The sequence below is a fragment of the Stenotrophomonas sp. YJH_SMC_36 genome (assembly GCF_059369935.1).
This window is the reverse complement of sequence record NZ_JCAFTD010000003.1, coordinates 338,407-354,569: the sequence shown is the minus strand read 5'-3', so window position 1 is coordinate 354,569 and position 16,163 is coordinate 338,407. Positions and strand designations below refer to the sequence as shown.

General features: G+C 68.2%; 17 protein-coding genes. 9 read left to right on the top strand and 8 right to left on the bottom strand.

Features of this window, described 5'->3' with window-relative positions; translation table 11 throughout:
• Window positions 1-9: 9 nt before the first annotated feature.
• The 4 genes from AC5P76_RS08195 (at window position 10) to accC (ending at window position 3,337) form a co-directional block, all read left to right on the top strand.
• Complete coding sequence (locus AC5P76_RS08195; protein ID WP_253119278.1) at window positions 10-744, top strand: DOPA 4,5-dioxygenase family protein; 735 nt, start codon at window positions 10-12, stop codon at window positions 742-744.
• Between the two features lie 232 nt (window positions 745-976).
• Window positions 977-1,420: a type II 3-dehydroquinate dehydratase gene (gene aroQ / locus AC5P76_RS08190; RefSeq protein ID WP_053515684.1), complete on the top strand. Its 444-nt coding sequence runs from the start codon at window positions 977-979 to the stop codon at window positions 1,418-1,420.
• A 59-nt stretch (window positions 1,421-1,479) separates the two neighbouring features.
• The gene (gene accB / locus AC5P76_RS08185) at window positions 1,480-1,959 is read left to right on the top strand and encodes an acetyl-CoA carboxylase biotin carboxyl carrier protein (protein WP_053515682.1); all 480 of its coding nucleotides are present in this window, start codon (window positions 1,480-1,482) and stop codon (window positions 1,957-1,959) included.
• A 10-nt stretch (window positions 1,960-1,969) separates the two neighbouring features.
• Entirely contained in the window at window positions 1,970-3,337 is a 1,368-nt protein-coding gene (gene accC / locus AC5P76_RS08180) for an acetyl-CoA carboxylase biotin carboxylase subunit (RefSeq protein WP_014648613.1), read from the top strand.
• 132 nt (window positions 3,338-3,469) lie between these two features.
• On the opposite strand, the gene AC5P76_RS08175 is transcribed toward accC, so the two are convergent.
• Both AC5P76_RS08175 and AC5P76_RS08170 read right to left on the bottom strand, forming a co-directional pair.
• Entirely contained in the window at window positions 3,470-3,844 is a 375-nt protein-coding gene (locus AC5P76_RS08175; protein WP_065174417.1) for a hypothetical protein, read from the bottom strand.
• Window positions 3,841-4,815, bottom strand: a complete 975-nt coding sequence (locus tag AC5P76_RS08170; RefSeq protein WP_053515678.1) for a hypothetical protein — start codon at window positions 4,813-4,815, stop codon at window positions 3,841-3,843. The genes AC5P76_RS08175 and AC5P76_RS08170 overlap by 4 nt, the downstream gene beginning before the upstream one ends.
• 151 nt (window positions 4,816-4,966) lie before the next feature.
• Here AC5P76_RS08170 and prmA point away from each other — a divergent pair, with 151 nt between their 5' ends.
• From prmA to fis, 3 genes are all read left to right on the top strand, one after another.
• Window positions 4,967-5,887 (top strand): 50S ribosomal protein L11 methyltransferase, encoded by a 921-nt coding sequence (gene prmA, locus AC5P76_RS08165; protein ID WP_065174416.1) that lies wholly within the window; start codon window positions 4,967-4,969, stop codon window positions 5,885-5,887.
• Window positions 5,888-5,929: 42 nt separating this feature from the next.
• Window positions 5,930-6,682: a DUF3426 domain-containing protein gene (locus AC5P76_RS08160; protein WP_111186285.1), complete on the top strand. Its 753-nt coding sequence runs from the start codon at window positions 5,930-5,932 to the stop codon at window positions 6,680-6,682.
• 115 nt (window positions 6,683-6,797) lie between these two features.
• Complete coding sequence (gene fis, locus AC5P76_RS08155; RefSeq protein ID WP_005419706.1) at window positions 6,798-7,073, top strand: DNA-binding transcriptional regulator Fis; 276 nt, start codon at window positions 6,798-6,800, stop codon at window positions 7,071-7,073.
• Window positions 7,074-7,102: 29 nt separating this feature from the next.
• Here the strand turns inward: fis and AC5P76_RS08150 are convergent, their stop codons facing one another.
• Genes AC5P76_RS08150 through AC5P76_RS08125 form a run of 6 tightly spaced genes read right to left on the bottom strand, consistent with a single transcriptional unit; the run spans window position 7,103 to window position 12,910 of the window.
• The gene (locus AC5P76_RS08150; protein ID WP_053515673.1) at window positions 7,103-8,098 is read right to left on the bottom strand and encodes a phosphatidate cytidylyltransferase; all 996 of its coding nucleotides are present in this window, start codon (window positions 8,096-8,098) and stop codon (window positions 7,103-7,105) included.
• Window positions 8,095-8,724 carry a lysophospholipid acyltransferase family protein gene (locus AC5P76_RS08145; protein WP_193395991.1) on the bottom strand — a complete coding sequence of 210 codons (630 nt, stop codon included), beginning with the start codon at window positions 8,722-8,724 and terminating at the stop codon, window positions 8,095-8,097. Before AC5P76_RS08145 ends, AC5P76_RS08150 begins: the two co-directional genes overlap by 4 nt.
• A gap of 12 nt (window positions 8,725-8,736) precedes the next feature.
• The gene (locus AC5P76_RS08140) at window positions 8,737-9,174 is read right to left on the bottom strand and encodes a hypothetical protein (protein WP_253119280.1); all 438 of its coding nucleotides are present in this window, start codon (window positions 9,172-9,174) and stop codon (window positions 8,737-8,739) included.
• Window positions 9,171-10,505: a phosphatase PAP2/dual specificity phosphatase family protein gene (locus tag AC5P76_RS08135; RefSeq protein ID WP_429000969.1), complete on the bottom strand. Its 1,335-nt coding sequence runs from the start codon at window positions 10,503-10,505 to the stop codon at window positions 9,171-9,173. Before AC5P76_RS08135 ends, AC5P76_RS08140 begins: the two co-directional genes overlap by 4 nt.
• Window positions 10,505-12,268: a bifunctional alpha/beta hydrolase/class I SAM-dependent methyltransferase gene (locus tag AC5P76_RS08130; protein ID WP_065181554.1), complete on the bottom strand. Its 1,764-nt coding sequence runs from the start codon at window positions 12,266-12,268 to the stop codon at window positions 10,505-10,507. Before AC5P76_RS08130 ends, AC5P76_RS08135 begins: the two co-directional genes overlap by 1 nt.
• A gap of 24 nt (window positions 12,269-12,292) precedes the next feature.
• A complete protein-coding gene (locus tag AC5P76_RS08125) occupies window positions 12,293-12,910 on the bottom strand; it encodes a CDP-alcohol phosphatidyltransferase family protein (protein WP_253119282.1) in 618 nt (205 codons plus the stop codon).
• 205 nt (window positions 12,911-13,115) lie between these two features.
• On the opposite strand from AC5P76_RS08125, the gene purH reads away from it, so the two are divergent.
• Window positions 13,116-14,699 (top strand): bifunctional phosphoribosylaminoimidazolecarboxamide formyltransferase/IMP cyclohydrolase, encoded by a 1,584-nt coding sequence (gene purH / locus AC5P76_RS08120; RefSeq protein WP_128987697.1) that lies wholly within the window; start codon window positions 13,116-13,118, stop codon window positions 14,697-14,699.
• Between the two features lie 61 nt (window positions 14,700-14,760).
• Window positions 14,761-16,044: a phosphoribosylamine--glycine ligase gene (gene purD, locus AC5P76_RS08115; RefSeq protein ID WP_193395994.1), complete on the top strand. Its 1,284-nt coding sequence runs from the start codon at window positions 14,761-14,763 to the stop codon at window positions 16,042-16,044.
• Window positions 16,045-16,163 lie beyond the last annotated feature (119 nt).

Below are 16,163 nucleotides of genomic sequence, written 5' to 3'. Positions count from 1 at the left end.
GAAACAACCATGCCGCGCTCCCCGCATTCTTCTGACGCCATTGCTGGCGACGACACCGATGCACACCAGGCCGCGCCGTTCTCACCCAGCCGGCGCCGCCTGATCGCATCGGCCGGCCTGGCCGCAGGTGGCCTGGCCGGCGCCACGCGTCCGGCCGCCGCAACACCGGCCCGAGAGGTGGCGAACACGACCGCACCGGGGCGTCCCGGATTCCAGGCGATCGTCCCGCCGCCGGCGCAGGGCCGCAGTCCCTGGGGACAGGACACCGCCAGCGAACCGACCCCACGACCGCGCAGCACACGCCCGGGCGAATCGCCATTGCCGACCCTCCCACGCCCCTACACCGACATCAAGAGTTACCACGCCCACATCTATTTCGACGAGGACACCTCGGCCAAGGCCGCACTGATCCGGCGCTGGGTGGCGGAACGCTTCCCGGTGGAACTGGGCAACTGGAATCCGGAGCCACGCGGCCCCCATGTCACCCCGTCCTTCTACTTCGGCTTCACCAACGATCTCCTGCCGGTCGTGGTGCCATGGCTGCAGCTCAACAGCCTGGGCCTGACGATCCTCATCCACCCCAACACCGGCGATGGGCGCGCCGACCACCTGCATTACGCGCTGTGGGTGAACCGCGCGCAGCCGGTGAACGCCTACGACTGGCCCGCGCCCCGGCCGGGCGAGCAGGAGCCGCTGGAACAGGTGTTCCCCAACGTCGTGCCGACGCGGCCGCTGGAAACCTGAGCAGCCGCGCCCGGCCTGGTCGGGCCAGAAGCGGCTGGCTGCCATCGTCGGCGTACGTGCCGCTATTACCAGCCGCCGCCGCGTTCAGCGCGCCTTGAAGCGCTGCCTGGCATACGGGCACAAGCGCTTCCAGCGATTTCAAACAATCGATTGAAACGCGGCAAACTTCGCCGAACTGGACAGCATCGGCCGCTTCCGCCAGACTGCCGCCCTTTCCAGTCGATCGGATCCCATGGCGAAGCTGCTGGTCCTGCACGGCCCCAACCTCAACCTGCTCGGTACCCGCGAGCCGGAGGTCTACGGCCACACCACCCTGGCCGACATCGACCAGGCGCTGGCCCGCCAGGCCGACGCCGCCGGGCACGTGCTGGAGAGCCTGCAGTCCAACGCCGAACACGCGCTGGTGGACCGCGTACAGGCCGCCCGCACCGACGGCACGGCGTTCATCCTGATCAACCCGGCCGCGTTCACCCACACCTCGGTCGCCCTGCGCGATGCGCTGGCGGCCGTGGCCGTGCCGTTCATCGAAATCCACCTGTCCAACCCGCACGCCCGCGAACCGTTCCGCCAGCACAGCTATTTCAGCGACAAGGCGGTCGGCGTGGTGTGCGGCTTCGGCGCCGACAGCTACCGCTACGCGATGGACGCGGCGCTGCTGCGGTTGTCCGCCACCTGATTGTCGACCCGGGCGCCCACGGCGCTCTCCTCACCTAGATAGAAACCCAAGAGGCCCTCATGGATCTGCGCAAAATCAAGAAGCTGATCGACCTGCTGGAAGAGTCGAACCTGGCCGAAATCGAAATCAAGGAAGGCGAAGAGTCCGTGCGCCTGTCGCGCGCGCCGGTCGCCGGCTATGCCGCCCCGGTCGCCGCTCCGGTGTATGCCGCCCCTGCCGCGCCGGCGCCGCAGGCAATGCCGATGCAGTCGCCGACCGAAGCCTCCACCGGCGGCACCGCCAAGCCGGGCCCGGCGCTGCCGGAAGGCCACGTGCTGCGTTCGCCGATGGTCGGCACCTTCTATGCCTCGTCCGCTCCGGACAAGCCGGCCTTCGTCACCGTGGGCCAGCAGGTCAAGGAAGGCGAAACCCTGGCCATCATCGAAGCGATGAAGATGTTCAACCCGATCGAAGCCGACGCGTCCGGCACCATCGTCGCCATCCTCGGCGAGAACGGCCAGCCGGTGGAGTTCGACCAGCCGCTGTTCGTGATCGGCTGAGGGGCACGCCATGCTCGACAAAGTCGTCATCGCCAACCGAGGGGAGATCGCGCTGCGCATCCTGCGCGCGTGCCACACCCTGGGCATCCGCACGGTGGCCGTGCACTCCACGGTCGACCGCAACCTCAAGCATGTGGCCATGGCCGACGAGTCGGTCTGCATCGGCCCGGCGCCGTCGCCGCAGAGCTACCTCAACATCCCCGCCCTGATCGCCGCGGCAGAAGTCACCGATGCCCAGGCCATCCATCCGGGCTACGGCTTCCTGTCGGAGAACGCCGATTTCGCCGAGCGCGTGGAGGAATCCGGCTTCATCTTCATCGGCCCCAAGGCCGACACCATCCGCATGATGGGTGACAAGGTCGAAGCCATCCGCGCCATGAAGGCCGCCGGAGTGCCGTGCGTGCCCGGCTCGGGCGGCCCGCTGGGCGAGGACATCGTCGCCAACACCAAGATCGCCCGTGAGATCGGCTACCCGGTCATCATCAAGGCAGCGGGCGGCGGCGGCGGTCGCGGCATGCGCGTGGTGCACGCCGAAGCCTCGTTGAAGACCTCGATCGAAACCACCAAGAGCGAAGCGAAGGCGGCGTTCGGCAATGGCGAGGTCTACATGGAGAAGTTCCTGGAGAACCCGCGCCACGTGGAGATCCAGGTGCTGGCCGACGGCCAGGGCAATGCCATCCACCTCGGCGAGCGCGACTGCTCGATGCAGCGCCGTCACCAGAAGGTGGTCGAGGAAGCACCGGCACCGGGCATCACCGCCGAGCAGCGCGAGCAGATCGGCAAGGTCTGCGTGGAGGCCTGCATCCGCATCGGCTACCGCGGCGCCGGCACGTTCGAGTTCCTGTACGAGGACGGCCGCTTCTACTTCATCGAAATGAACACCCGCATCCAGGTGGAACATCCGGTCACCGAAATGGTCACCGGCATCGACCTGGTGGCCGAGCAGCTGAAGATCGCCGCCGGCCAGAAGCTGTCGATCAAGCAGAGCGACGTGGTGCTCACCGGCCATGCCATCGAGTGCCGCATCAACGCCGAAGATGCTGAAACCTTCGTGCCGAGCCCGGGCACCATCACCGGCTTCCATCCGCCGGGCGGCCCCGGCGTGCGCGTGGACACCCACATCTACAGTGGTTACCGCGTGCCATCGAACTATGACTCGATGATCGGCAAGCTGATCGTGCACGGCCCGGACCGCGAAACCGCGATCGCCCGCATGCGGGTGGCGCTGAGCGAAATGGTGGTCGACGGTATCAAGACCAACATCGCGCTGCAGCAGCGGATCATGCGCGACAAGGGCTTCCAGGCCGGTGGCCAGAACATCCACTACCTGGAAAAGCGTCTGGCCGAGCGCAAGAACAAGCCGATCGCGCTGACCTGATCGGCACAGGTGCCGGACATGAAAAGGGCGGGGATATCCCCGCCCTTTTCTGTTTTCTGCAGCGCCTTCCCCCGCGCCCGGCGTACCGGGAAAAGCAGCCGCGCGTGAGGGCCCGGCGCTGCAGGATCGGTGTCAGTGCCTGTCGGCCGCGGTTGCCGGAATCTGCGAGTTCGGCAGCGGGCGCACACCATTGGGCGAGGTCGGATCGACGATCACCATGGTCTCGGTCGAGCCATCGGGCCAGACCACCTGGAAGGTGCTGCCCGCCGGCAGCGATGCGAACGGCACGCCGCTCTGCGCGCGATAGACCGCGGCGACCTGGCTGGCGCCGGCGCGGCGCAGGTCTTCCTGTGCCTTCACCGTGGTCAGCTCCACCTTCGACAGATGCCGGTAGCGATCCTCGTAGGTATCGATCATCAACAGGCCCACCGCGCCGGCCGAATAGGCCACGAACAGTGCCACCCAGAACCAGAACTTGGCCCCGTGAAGGAATCGACGGTAGTTCATGGCCTGCTCCCCCTTCCAATCAATCGCTTGATCCATTCGTTCATCTTCCCAGCACCTTGCCGCGAAACCGCAGCGTCATACACGAAATCCCGGAAATCCTGCGTCTCATCCTGCGAACAGATCCCTCCATTCGCACAAAAACTGTTGACCAGCACGCTGTCGGCCCCACACGGTAGACCGAGTTCGCAGGCCGCAAGCCGCCACGCCATTTCGCTGAGCTGCTCGCCGGCCACCAGCCCGTCCAGTGCACTGTCACCGGCGGCGCGCACGCCCATTCCCGGAGCGAGGGCCATGAATGCCTCCGGATCGCGCGACAGGCGCACGCGCTCGACCAGGCCACGGCGGTAGTCCGCGCTGTCATGCAGCGGCTCACCTTCAGCGAACAGCGCAGCTTCGGCCGCCAGATTGCCCTGCGCGGCCGCCTTGCGACGCTCCGCCAGCACCAGCGCCGCGCCCAGTTTGTCGCCGGGCACGAACCCGCCGCAGCGCTGGGCCACGCGCTCGCGCGCATCGACCATGGCCGGTGCGGCACTCAGGCCCAGCCCCGCCAGCACGTTGTTGTCCAGGCGATACCCCCCGGGATCGACCGCGTACTGCGCGCAGTAGTCATACACCCGGCTGAGCATCCAGCGCGCTTCGTGGTTGCCACCGTCGGCCTGCGCACGCAACCGCTGCGCATAGGCGAACAGATCGGTGGCGCCCTCGATGTCGGCCCGGATGTCCAGCGGCAGGCCGGACGGCAGTGCGCCGCCCCGCTCGAAGGCCGCCAGACGCCGCGCCAGCGCCTCGGGCATGACCGGCATCGTCGTCCCATCCTCGTTGCCCGCCACCTGGGCCGTCGGCAGCCCGGAGGCCGCGACCGGAGACGATACCGAGCCCACGTGCCCGCTGGCCCGATACCCGGCCACGCCCAGCACGGCCACCGCCGGCAGCACGAGCAACCAGGTTTTCAGGGTCGGAGCGAGTGCCATCGGCAACGGAAAGCGTCGGGGGCGCACAGGAAAGCGCGCAGTTTAGCAAGGCCCGGCAGGCCTGTCTGAACGGGGGCCGTTCATCTCAGAGCATACGGAGACGCCCCGATGGTCTAGCATGGCCCCCTTTCCCGCGATTGCCCCCGATCCCATGCCGTTCCTGGAACTGACCCTGCGTTGCACCGAAGCCACCCAGCCCCGCTATGAGAATGCGCTGGAGGACGTCGGGGCGTTGGCCGTGACCCTGCTCGATGCCGAGGCCGACACCAGCAACGAGCAGGCGATCCTGGAACCGGGCGTGGGCGAGACGCCGCTGTGGGACAGCCTGGTGCTGACGGCGCTGTTCCCGGCTGACAGCAACGCGCTGTTGCTGCTGGCGGCGCTGGAAGCGTTCGACCCGGAACTGGACTGGAGCGGTGGCAGCTTCCGCGCCGTCGAGGACGAGGACTGGGAGCGTGCCTGGCTGGACCAGTTCCAGCCGATGGACTTCGGCAGCCGCACCTGGATCGTGCCGTGGAACCATGAGCTGCCGGAGGCGGCGCAGGCCGCCGACGCGGCCGTCGTCCGGCTGGACCCGGGCCTGGCCTTCGGCTCCGGTACTCATCCCACCACCGCGCTGTGCCTGCGCTGGCTGGACCAGCTGGCCGTGGACGGCCAGCTGCAGGGCCAGCGCGTGCTCGATTTCGGGTGCGGCTCGGGCATCCTCGCCCTCGCTGCGCTGAAGCTGGGCGCCGCCGAGGCGATCGGCGTGGACAATGATCCGCAGGCCCTGGTCGCGACCGCCGACAATGCCGAGCGCAATGGCGAGCAGGGCCGCATGCAGGTCTATCTGCCACAGGACGAGCCGGTGGCAACCTATCCCATCGTGGTCGCCAACATCCTCGCCTCGGCACTGGATGCCCTGGCCGAGCTGCTGGCCGCGCGCGTGGCCAGCGGTGGCCGCATCGCACTGTCGGGCATCCTGCACGGACAGGAACACGAACTGCTGCAGCGTTACGGTGCCTGGTTCGACGACCTGCAGGCGACCCGCGATGGCGACTGGATGCGCATTACCGGCGTGCGCCGCGCCTGATCGTGTTTGAATGAGCGCTCGACCCGAACCCGCACCGTGAGCATGTCCGAGCCGACCCCCGCACGACGTCCACTGGCCACCTTCCTGCGCCCCGCGCCGGAAGGCGGAACGGCACCTGCCGTCGAGGCGCACGTCGATACGCCTGCACAGGCCGGTCCGGCGCCCGAACCCACTGCGGCGGAGATCGAACATGCGCCGGCAGCGGCGGTGATCACTGCGCAACCCGTTCCGCAGCACACCGATGATGTGCCCCCGCATGCCGCGGCGGTGGCATCACCATCGAACCATGACGCACCCGGTTTCCTCGCCCGTGCACCTTCACGCTCGCGCCCGGCGCCGCGCTGGCACTGGCTGCTGGTGGCGGGGCTGGCGGCGCTGCTGATCCTGCAGAGCGTGCTCGCCGACCGCGCGCGGCTGGCCGCCGATGCCGGCCACCGCACATGGCTGGTGGCGCTGTGCAGCGTGCTGCGCTGCAGCCTGCCCGCCTGGCACGAACCCACCGCCTTCACCATGACCAGTCGCGACATCCGCCCGCTGCCTGGTCAGGCCGGCGTACTGCAGGTCCAGGCCAGCATCCGCAATGACGCGCGATGGCCACAGGCCTGGCCCGACCTGCGGCTTTCGCTGTCCGATGCGGACGGACGGGTCATCGGCAGTGACGTTTTCAGCCCCACGCAGTACCTCGGCGAGAACCCGGGTACCGCCGTGCTGGAACCGGGTCAGAGCGCACACATCGCGTTCCGCGTGCAGGAGCCTGCGGCGTCCACTGTCGCATTCACCTTCGAGTTCCTGTGATCGGGACGAAGGCGACCAGCCATGGCAGGTCGGGCACGCTCGCGCTAGACTGACCGCCACCACCTCATCCGGCCGCGCGCTCCGCGTGCACGGGCCAACCAGATCGGGAACCCCCTTGAACGCTGTCCTTTCTCGTCCTGACAACAGTCGTGGCGCTCCCCGGCCACCGCTGCGCGAACACGTCGCCCAGTCCGTGCGCCGGTACCTGCGCGACCTTGATGGCTGCGATGCAGACGACGTCTACGAGATCGTGCTGCGCGAGATGGAGATTCCGCTGTTCGTGGAAGTGCTCAACCACTGCGAAGGCAACCAGAGCCGGGCCGCGGCGATGCTGGGCATCCACCGTGCCACGCTGCGCAAGAAGCTGAAGGAATACGGCATCAGCGCCTGAGCGCGGATGGCGACGTCGTGGAAGCGGGGTCACCCGCCGCCGCCCGCCTTCCAGTAATACCGCACCACGTGGAAGAACACCGGTGCGGCGAAGCACACCGAATCCAGCCGGTCGAGCATGCCGCCATGGCCCTCGATCATGTGGCCCCAGTCCTTGATGCCACGGTCGCGCTTGATCGCCGACATCACCAGGCCACCCCAGAACCCCATCAGGTTGATCAACAGCGACAGGCCGAACGCCTGCAGCGGCGTGAACGGCGTGATCCACCACAGCGCAGCGCCCACCACGCTGGCACTCAGCACGCCACCGATGAAGCCCTCCACTGTCTTCGACGGCGACAGCCTGGGCGCGATCAGGCGCCTGCCCAGCAGCTTGCCCCAGATGTACTGCAGCACGTCGGAGGACTGCACCACGATCACCAGGAACGCCAGCAGCAGCACGTTGCGCGCGGGCTCATGCCCGGGCACGCGCAGGTTCAGCAGCAGGGGCACGTGCGAAATGCAGAACACGCAGATCATCAGCCCCCACTGCACCTTGGCCGTGCGCTCCAGGTAATGCGTGGTGTCACCGCCGATGGTGGCCAGGATCGGCAGGAACAGGAACGCATAGACCGGAATCAGCAGCGTGTACATGCCATACCAGTCGATCCACACCAGGTAGTACTGCCAGGGCAGTACGATGTAGAACGCCGCCAGCAGCGCGTAGTAGTCACCTGACCGGGTAGGTGCCAGGGTGATGAACTCGCGCAGGGCAAACAGCGAGATGATCGCGAACAGCACGATCACCCCGGCCCGGCCGAACAGCAGCGCCAGGCCGACCACGATCGCCATCACCCACCAGGCGCGGATGCGCGAGACCAGATTGGCGATGACCGCGCTGGGCCGTCCACGCTGCCGCCAGCGCAGGGTCTCGGCCACCAGCGTCGCCAGCACCAGCACCGCGCCGACCCCGGCGAACAGCAGCCCGGTCTGCTGGCCCACGCTGCGCGCGGCGAGATCACCCGATACGGCGATCAACCCGCTCATGCGCGTCCTCCGTCCGGCGCCAGATCCAGCAGCGCCTGGCGGCTGCGCTGGAGAAACGCCGTCTTGTCCTCATCGGCCTGCAGCCGCAGCGGAGTACCGAAGGTGGCCGTGCACAGCAACGGCAACGGCAGGAACCGTCCCTTGGGCATCACCCGCTTCAGGTTGTCGATCCACACCGGGACGAATTCCAGTTCCGGACGCTGCCGCGCAAGATGGTAGATGCCACTCTTGAACGGCAGCAGCGGCTCATCGCCGACGTTGCGCGTGCCTTCCGGGAACAGGATCAGTGAGCACTCCGCATCCACCGCGTCACGCAGCGCCTGCAGCGGATCCTGCTGGCGGCGCGCCGCTTCGCGCTCGACCAGCACGCCGTTGAACACCGCATCGATCAGGTAGCGACGCAGGGCGTCGCGCTGCCAGTATTCGGCGGCCGCCACCGGACGCACCTGCCGCCGCAGTGCCGGCGGCATCGACGACCAGATCAGCACGAAATCCCCGTGGCTGGCGTGGTTGCCGTAGTAGACACGGCGCTCGCTGGAGGGCGCGCATCCGACCCACAGCGCCCGCGCGCCGGTGAGCACATGGATGGCGCCACTGCAGGCGCGGGCGATCAGTTCAGCAAACATCGATGTCTCCCCTCAGGTCTGCGGCCACAGCACGGCCAGCAGCAGCGTGGCGAACTGCAGCAGCGCTGCCGCGTACTGGCGCAGCAGCAGGCCCCGCATGCCCGCCCAGCGCACATCCCATCCGCGCGTAGGCGCCTGTGCGTCGCGGCGGCGCAGGCCGGCGTCATGCAGGGCCGCGTCCACCCGTTCGGCCGCCGCCTCACCGTGCAGATTCTCCTGCAACAGCAGCTGCAGGAGGCTGGCGTCCAGCTGTACGCGCACCGCGTAGTACGCCTGCACCATCCCCGCCGCCACGCTCAGCAGCAACAGGCCGGCCGCGAACATCGCCAGTCCCGGCTCGATGCCCAGCAGCAGCAACGCCACCAGCAGCAGTCCCAGCGACAGCGCAGCGGGCAGCCGGCCCTGGCGCAGCAGCAGGCGCATCATCGGCAGGTCGACAGCGAGGCTCATGCGGGGCTCTCCGAGGTGATGGCGGCCTGGATGGCGCGCAGGTGGTCGTCATGCAGAACGATGGAGGGCCGCGCGGCACGTATCCGTGCAACCGCCTCGGCTGCGTCCCGTGCCCGGCCGCTGCACAGCAGCCAGGTCGCTACGCTGGCCGCACTGCGCGAATAGCCCAGGGCACAGCACACCAGTACTGGCCCCTGCATGCGCAGGCGTTCGATGGCGGCAGCGGCCTCGCGCAGCTGCGCCGGCGAGGGCACCACCATGTCCAGCATCGGAACGCTGGCATACGCAGCACCTGGCGCCCGGCACGACAGCTCTGCGCAGGTATCGACCACGCCGTGCAGTGGCGACGCCAAGGCCGCCCGTGGAATCCGTCCCAACCACACGCCATCGGCCACCGCCGAGGGCTGCGGTGCCCGCCATGTCCATAGCCGCGAATTGATCCAGGCGGCGCCCAGGTAAGGCGCGAGCAGCCAGCGCGCGGCCATGGTCAGGCGCCCGTCGTCGCGCTTCTGGAACATGGCCGTGCCCAGTCCGGCGTACGCCAGCGCCACCAGCAGCAGCGAGATCGCCGGCCACAGCAGCCACAGCGCAGTGCCTCGCAGCGCCAGCGCCGGCACCAGCAGCACGGCGGCACCCAGGAGGTAGAGCAGCGCCAGCCGCCACCGCGCGGGATCCTCCGCGGACTGCCAGGCACGCAACGGCGGTGTTCCCTGGTCCGGCCACAGCCACACGCACAGCCAGCCCACCAGCAGGCCGGTGGGAATGTCGATGAAGTGATGCTGGAACGTGGTCAGCACCGAAATGCCGATCAGCAATGCCCACGCATGCAGCACCAGCCGCCAGGCGCCCTGCAGGTAGTGGGCGAACTTCACCCACAGCACGATCAGCAGCACGATGTGCAACGACGGCGCCTGGTTGAAAGGCTTGTCGAACCCCAGCAGCACTTCGAACAACCAGCCATAGGCACCGCCCGTCTCCGGCCGCTCGAAGCTGAAGCGCAGCGGCCACAGCAGAAAGCAGGTCACTGCGATCACCTGTGCACTGAGCAGCCGCAGCGCATGGCGGTCCAGCTCCAGGCGCTGCCGGCACAGGAAGAACGACACCGCGTAGAACAGGTCGATCGACCAGTACGGCACGATCGTCCAGGGCACGAACGGAATGCGCGTCTCCCAGTCGAACACGACAACCGGAACCACGTCGTGGCGGCCGGCCATCCAGTTGGCAAAGCCATAACTGGCGAAGAAGAACGGGCCCAGCACCGCCAGCCACAGCAGCGCGCGGCGCCACGGACGCGGTGCATCGGCAACGATCGGCGTTGCGGTGATGGCCATCAGGCGACCCGACGCGCCAGCGATACGGTGAAGATGCCGAACGCATCGATGCGCTGGGTCACCTTCTCAAAGCCCGACAGCCGCACCAGCTCGTCCATCTCCTGCTGGGTGCGCCGTCGCATGACCCAGGCCGCGCCCCCGCGGTGGCTGGTGAGTGCACGGGCGATGAATTCCAGCTGCGGGTGCCAGGGCTGGCCGGTATAGGCCAGGTAGCCCCCCTCCGTCACCACCGCGGCAATACCCTGCAGCGAACGCAGCACGGCGTCGTTGTCGGGGAACAGCTCGTACAGCCCTGAGACCACAGCCAGCGTCGGCGCGGGTTCCGCCGTCGCCAACGACGCCGGATCGAACGCGTCGCCCTGCTCGAAGCGGGCGATGTCGGCGGCTCCCAGCCGTTCGATCAAGGCCTGGCCCTGGGTCACATTGAGCGGGCTGAAATCACGCAGCACGATGCGGTCGGCGCGCTGTTCGCCCTGGCCCAGAGCTTCCAGCACATACCGGCCATGGCCGGCGGCCACGTCCAGCACCTGCACCGGCAGATCCTGACCGCGCAGGCGCATGGCCGCATCACGCAGCAGTTCCTGCAGGTGCTGGCCACGCACGCGGATGCCGCGCCAGCCGATCGCATCGAGGTAGTTGCGGTCGATCATCCGCCCCAGCGGCCCCTTGCCGCGCGCTTCGTCGCGGTAGATGTAGTCCAGCGTGCTGCCGGAGTCGAAACCGGTCTGCAGGCCCAGCGCGATGCCTTCGGACAGGGTGCCGCCCAGGCGCAGGCCCGCACGCACCCCGCGCCAGCGCAGGTCGGCCAGGCTGTTGCGTTCCGGAGGCCAGGCCAGGATCTCCGACTCCTCGAACGTCGGCCCATGCCGATGCGCGTCGCGCCGCGACAGCGTGCGCAGCGGTTCGGCGAAACGCGCCTGGATGAAGTCGCGGATGCGCGCCAGTGCCGGTGCACGATCGCGCTCGCCCAGCGTGTCGTGGAAGAAACCCGGCAGGTACACGCGCTCCTTGATCGGACTGGACAGGCGCTCATAGAAGCGGTCCTGCGGACCACGGTGCACCACGAAGTCGGAGCCGGACACCAGCAGTTGCACCGGCACGCTGATCGCCTGCGCGTCGGCCACGATGCGGTCGGCGGCTTCATACAGGCCCAGCAGCACGCGTACCGAGATCGGCCGGGTGATCAGTGGATCGGTGCGGTAACTCTCCACCCGTGCCGGATCATGCGTCAGCCACTGCGGCTTGACGTAGCTGCTGACGAAGAAATTGCCGCGCAGCTTCTGCATCAGGGCCAGGCCTGGACGTGCGAACGGCACATACAGCTTCACCTTGAATGCCGGTGACGCCAGCACCAGCGCGCGCAGGCGGGGGGCATAGTCGTGTACCCAGGTCGCAGCGATGACCGCGCCCACGCTCTGCGCGACCACGACGATGTCCTCGACCGCGATGCCGTGCTCGCTGCCGATGTGGGCGATGAAGCTGTCCAGGTCGCGCACCAGCGCAGGGAAGCCCGGTGCGTCGCCACGCTCGCCCGGCGAGCGGCCGTTGCCGCGCGCGTCCCAGGCGAAGAAGGCGATCTCCGGCAGGTCCAGCTCGTCGACCAGGTGGGCGACCCGCCCTGAATGCTCGTGGCCACGATGCAGCAGCACGATGGCCCGGACCGTGCGCCCCGGTGGTGTGCCTGCGGCCGCAACCGGCCAGTGCCGGTAGAACAGCGGTACTTGGTCGAAGCTGTGGAATTCCCGTTCCTGCACCTGACGCATGCCTTCTCCTGGTGGGCTGTTGACTTATCGCTGCGCTGTGGCCGCTTCCTTCAGTCCCCGCCGGACGCGGTTGACCGCCGTTACCCCGCACAGCAGCGCCATCGCTGCGGCCACGCCGCCGACCGTCAAGGCACCGGCCCAACCGAACGCCAGCAGCAGGCCCAGCAGGCCGATGACGAAGGCACGGTCGCTCTTGCCCATCGGGCCGTCATAGCGGCGGCTGGCACCGACCATCAGGCCCAGCACGCCGGCGTACTCGCTCAGTGCTGCGCCCCAGGCCAGCAACCACAGCGCTTCCGGGCGAACGCCCGGCACGCTGAGCAGACTCAGGTACAGCGCCGCATCGGCCACCACATCGCACAGCTCGTTCAGATAGGCGCCCAGCCGCGACTGCTGGCCGAACTCGCGGGCCAGCATGCCGTCCACGGCATTGAGGGCCATGCGCAGCAGCATCCACAGCGGCAGGGCCAGATACAGCAGCGGTTGCTGTGGCGCACAGCACCAGACCACGACGGTGACCAGCAGCGAGACCACGGCAGCGGCCACGGTCACCGCATTGGCGGTGATCCCCGCGCGATGCAGGCCGCCTACGGCCGGACGCAGCAGGTCCTGGAAACGTCCTTTCAATGCATAGATCGACACGATCCCGCAGCTCCCTGGCAGTTCCGGCACAGCCTACCCGATTGGGAGCGCACCTCCGTCGAAATGTCCGCGGCGCGGCGCCGGCCAGGGCATACCGAAGGCGGCCGCAGGGCCGTTGGGGCCGGTCAATTTTGCCGCCGCCGCCCGCCGTCGGCCCCCACCGCCTACAATATCGGCCCCGCTCCGCTGCCGATTGCCCTGTCCCATGACTGCTGATCTGTTGCCCGTCCGTCGGGCCCTCCTCTCCGTTTCCGACAAGACCGGCCTGGTCGAGCTGGCCACCGCTCTGGCCGCCCGCGGCGTCGAGCTGCTGTCCACCGGCGGCACCGCCAAGGCGATCCGTGATGCGGGCCTGGCCGTGAAGGACGTCGCCGAGGTCACCGGTTTCCCGGAAATGATGGACGGGCGGGTCAAGACCCTGCACCCGATGGTGCACGGCGGCCTGCTGGGCCGCTCGGGCCTGGATGACGCCGTGATGGCCGAACACGGCATCGGCGCCATCGACCTGCTGGTACTGAACCTGTACCCGTTCGAATCGGTCACCGCCAAGGCCGACTGCACCCTGGCCGACGCGGTGGAGAACATCGACATCGGCGGCCCGGCCATGCTGCGCTCGGCGGCCAAGAACTTCGCCCGCGTGGCCGTGGCCACCGACCCGTCGCAGTACGCCGAGCTGCTGGGCGCCCTGGACACCCATGATGGCCAGCTGCCGGCGGCCACCCGCTTCGCCTTCTCGGTCGCCGCGTTCAACCGCGTCGCCCAGTACGATGCGGCGATCAGCAACTACCTGTCGGCGGTCACCGCCACCGACGCCGCCGTGCCGGTGCGTGCCGAGTACCCGGCGCAGATGAACTCCACCTTCGTCAAAGTGATGGACCTGCGCTACGGCGAGAACCCCCACCAGAGCGGCGCGTTCTACCGCGACCTGTACCCGGTGCCGGGCACCCTGGCCACCTTCCAGCAGCTGCAGGGCAAGGAACTGAGCTACAACAACCTGGCCGATGCCGATGCCGCGTGGGAATGCGTGCGCCAGTTCGATGCGCCGGCCTGTGTCATCGTCAAGCACGCCAACCCGTGCGGCGTGGCGGTGGGTGCCGGCAACGGCGATGCCTACGAGCTGGCCTACGCCACCGACCCGACCAGTGCCTTCGGCGGCATCATCGCCTTCAACAAGCCGCTGGACGCCGCCACCGCACAGGTCATCCTGGACCGTCAGTTCGTGGAAGTGCTGATCGCACCGGACTACGAGCCGGCGGCGCTGGAATACGCGCAGAAGAAGGCCAACGTGCGCGTGCTGCGCATTCCGCATGGCGACGGCCTGAACAACTTCGACAGCAAGCGTGTCGGCTCGGGCCTGCTGCTGCAGTCCTCGGACAACCGCGGCATGACCCGTGACGAACTGAAAGTGGTCAGCAGGCTGGTACCGACCGACAAGCAGTTCACCGACCTGCTGTTCGCCTGGAAGGTCGCCAAGTTCGTGAAGTCCAACGCGATTGTGTACGCCAAGGACAACCGCACCATCGGCGTCGGTGCCGGCCAGATGAGCCGCGTGTATTCGGCGCGCATCGCCGGCATCAAGGCGGCCGACGCGAACCTGGTGGTTGAAGGCTCGGTGATGGCTTCCGATGCGTTCTTCCCGTTCCGCGACGGCATCGATGCCGCCGCCGCCGCCGGCATCAAGGCGGTCATCCAGCCGGGCGGCTCGATGCGCGACGCCGAGGTGATCGCCGCCGCCGACGAGCATGGCCTGGCCATGGTGTTCACCGGCGTGCGCCACTTCCGCCACTGATCCGCATCACCAAGCCGGGCCCTGCCCGGCTTTTCTTTTCTGCTTACGAGAACCCTGTCCCATGAAGATCCTCGTCATCGGCTCCGGCGGCCGCGAACACGCCCTGGCATGGAAGCTGGCCCAGTCCTCCCGCGTCGATGAGGTACTCGTGGCACCCGGCAACGCCGGCACCGCCACCGAAGACAAGTGCCGCAACGTGGCGGTGAAGGTCACCGACATCGATGGCCTGCTGGCCCTGGCCCAGGCCGAAGGTGTTGAACTCACCGTGGTCGGCCCGGAAGTGCCGCTGGTGGCAGGCGTCGTTGATCGGTTCCGTGCCGCCGGCCTGCGCATCTTCGGGCCAACCGCCGCCGCTGCCCAGCTGGAAGGCAGCAAAGCCTACGCCAAGGACTTCCTGGCCCGGCACAACATCCCGACCGCGTTCTACGCCGTGCACACCGACGTGGAGGCGGCACTGGCCTACATCCGCGAGAAGGGTGCGCCGATCGTGGTGAAGGCCGATGGCCTGGCCGCCGGCAAGGGGGTGATCGTTGCAATGACCCTGGCCGAGGCCGAGGATGCGGTGCGCGACATGCTCTCCGGCAACGCATTCGGTGACGCCGGCGCACGCGTGGTGATCGAGGAATTCCTCGACGGCGAGGAAGCCAGCTTCATTTCGATGGTCGATGGCGTGCATGCGCTGCCGATGGCCACCTCGCAGGATCACAAGCGAGTCGGCGACGGTGATACCGGGCCGAACACCGGCGGCATGGGCGCATACTCACCGGCCCCGGTGGTCACGCCGGAGGTGCACGCGCGGGTGATGCGCGAGGTGGTGAACCCGACCGTGCAGGGCATGATCGCCGACGGCATTCCGTTCACCGGCTTCCTTTACGCAGGCCTGATGATCGATGCCAGCGGCGCACCGAAGGTGATCGAGTTCAACGTGCGCTTCGGTGACCCGGAAACCCAGCCGGTGATGCTGCGCCTGCAGTCGGATCTGGTCGAGCTGGTGGAAGCCGCCATTGATGGCCGCCTGGACCAGGTGCAGGCACAGTGGGATGCGCGCCCATCGCTGGGTGTGGTGCTGGCCGCGAAACCCTACCCGGAATCGCCAGTCACCGGCGATGTGATTTCCGGCCTGGATGAGGTGCCGGCCAGCGCCAAGGTCTTCCATGCGGGTACTGCACTGGACGCGCAGGGCAGGGTGGTCAGTGCCGGCGGCCGCGTGCTGTGCGTGGCGGCGCTGGGTGACAGCGTGCGTGATGCGCAGGCCAATGCCTACGCCGGTGTGGCCAAGGTCAGCTGGGCCAACGAATTCCACCGCAACGACATCGGCTGGCGCGCGATCGCGCGTGAGGGGTAAGGCCTGATAGATCCACCACGCAGCCTCCTGCATGGAACCAGATCACGGATTCTGGGAGTCTTCACCGTCCTCGGCATGGAAGCCGGGACGGTGCGCTTCGGGAAGAGGCGACGCACGTC